At 42.1% G+C, this 2,679-nt stretch carries 1 protein-coding gene; it reads right to left on the bottom strand.

The genetic code is table 11. The annotated features are described in order from the left end of the window. Positions 1-265: 265 nt before the first annotated feature. The gene (locus QUF07_RS13630) at positions 266-2,578 is read right to left on the bottom strand and encodes a glycoside hydrolase family 65 protein (RefSeq protein ID WP_289427982.1); all 2,313 of its coding nucleotides are present in this window, start codon (positions 2,576-2,578) and stop codon (positions 266-268) included. Between the last annotated feature and the right edge of the window lie 101 nt (positions 2,579-2,679).

Genomic DNA, 2,679 nt, shown 5'->3' with positions numbered 1-2,679 from the left:
AAAAAGAGCCCTAATCACAAAGTGATTAGAACTCGAATTTAGTTTCACCAACAACAGTTGACGAAGAGCCAATATAAGTCACAATTCCAGACATTCTGATTTTGAATGTTTGGAATTGTGACTTATATGGCAGGAAGCTGCTTTTCAGACCACGTTTCAACCATGATGCCCAAGAGCCCACACAGCCTTTGATTATTTACATAGAACCCGAATAACAGAAGGCGCCTTCTACGGCACATTTCACATCAATTGCCCAAGCAATTATTTAATGCGGTGCCACTTCCTTCGGATCCTCCGGCGTCACTTTAATCTTCTTATTGTAAACTGACAGCGCCATCCCCTTACCACTCATCAACTCAACTTCGACTTGATCTTGGTAGATTGTGAACAACAACTCATTGTGATGCAACCGCAGCCTAAATTTGATGCAATTCCAGACCTCAGGTAAATGGGGCTCCAACGAAAAATGATCAGCGTTATTCACGATGCCAGCAAATCCATACACAATTCCAGACCAAGCGGCCCCTAAACTACCGGCATGAATGCCATTTTTCGTGTTATGATGCAAGTCAACCAGATCGGTTTTAACTGCTTGGGCAAAAAAATCGTAAGCCTGTTGATCGCGGTCAATTCTGGCAGCGACAATTGAATAAATTGCTTTGGACAGGCTTGAATCGTGAGTCGTGATCGGCTCGTAAAAATCATAATCTGCCTTTAATTGTGCCTTGGTATTGCCAAGTGGAAACATATAATCAACCATAATCGTGTCAGCTTGCTTATTGACCTGTGAACGATACAGCATCAACGGATGATAGTGCAGCAGCAAGGGAAACATGCTTTGGTCAATGCTGGCAATGTCCATTTTCGGTAGCTGCTCAAAATTTTGGAATTGTAACTTGACATTTTTCTCTTTGTCATAAGGTAAATACATCAAGTCCGCAGCTTCCTGCATTTCTTCAATCTCTTCACCCGTCACATTGAGTTGAACCGGAATATCGGTATCACTAAATTTATCCGCGTATTTCACAGCTAAGCGGAGATTAAACTGGGCCAAAACGTTTGTATAATAATTATTATCTACCAACGCACTGTATTCATCTGGCCCGGTGACCCGGTTAATCACAAAGTGGCGTTCACCATCAACTTCAGCAAAGTTGCCATATTGCATCCAAAAGCGGGCGGTTTCCAAAATGATTTCAAAGCCGTAATTTTTCAAAAAGTCTTCATCGTTGGTAATCGTGTAGTATTGTTCGATGGCAAATGCAATGTCAGCATTAATATGGAACTGGGCCATTCCTGCTAACCAATAGGCACTTGCTTCGTACCCATTAATCGTCCGCCAGGCATACATTGCCCCTTTATCAAGGCCAAAGTCGCTAGCCTGCTCCTTAGCCATTTGCAGCGTATGGTAACGATACATCAAGAGCTTCTTGGCAATCGTGGGTTCGGTATAGATAAAAAACGGTAGCATGAATATTTCTGTATCCCAGAAGAATTGACCGCCATAGCCATTTCCAGTAAGCCCTTTGGCCGGAATACTGGTGAGTTCATCTCGACCTGCCGACTGGTTCAATTCGAACAAATTAAACCGGATGCAGGACTGAATGACCGGATCCCCGTCAATTTTGACATCACTATGAAGCCAAAACGTCTGCCAGACTTGGGCGGACGCCATCAATTCAGCGTTAAATGACGTGTTACGGATAAAATTATCTAGGGATGCGAGGTATTGGTCTGCATACATTCTGGCATTGACTAAGGGATGAATATTGCCGATCGAAAACAGAAATTCAAATTCTTTTTGGCTTCCTGGCTTGGCATGATAACGACTACGATACCCGTAATGGTGATTTTCGTCCTCAAAATACGCAATTTTAGGATTTGCATTGGTAGCTTCACCCGCTTGATATGTCAAAATGATTCCCTGCTGACTTCTAAAAGTGGTGACTAAATAACTCGGCTGGCCATAATCGGGAATGAAATCCAGCTGCATTTGGCCAACATCCTGATTCACTCGAACGTCTTCGGATTGCTGATGAGTAGCCTGATTAATATAATCGTGCATTTTGATGACTTCAATGTCCCCTTCGAAGTTCGTCGGGATAATTGAGTATTTAATCCCATAGACATTTTGTTTACTTAGGCTTGCAAAACTCTCAATGACGAGATTAAAATTACGGTTCTCTGGAGTCGTTACGCTAAACATCTCGTGAACCAGGCCCGTCTGCATGTCCAAATTTTTATCAATATTTTCGACTTGGAAATGATCGGTGGCAGAGTCTTCGTCCTCTACCTTGATACGAATAAACCGGGGATCAAATAACCGGTTGATAACCTGATCATTGTCTGGGTAACCACTATACTTTTCACCGTATGAAACGGCACTGTAATCAAAGAAACCATTGATGAACAAGCCTGGTGAGCCAATGTAATCAGGATTGTTCCCTTGAAGCGGATTTGAATCCCGGACACCAATATGCCCATTGCCGACGTTATAAATGGTCTCCAAAAACAATGGGTCTTTATTTTTTAGGTTCTGTAAATGAATTTGAAATTCTGGTGACTGCTCAATTCTCATTTAATCCTCCCCTGAAGATTCTTTATCCTGATTTATTCATAAAAATACACAAAATACCCATCAAACACATGTTTCACGCGTTTGATGGGTATTTTGCATTT

It is taken from the genome of Lentilactobacillus sp. TOM.63 (genome assembly GCF_030361045.1).
Lineage (GTDB): Bacteria > Bacillota > Bacilli > Lactobacillales > Lactobacillaceae > Lentilactobacillus > Lentilactobacillus dabitei.
The sequence above is the reverse complement of the archived record's forward strand: the minus strand, read 5'-3'. Positions and strand labels throughout refer to the sequence as shown.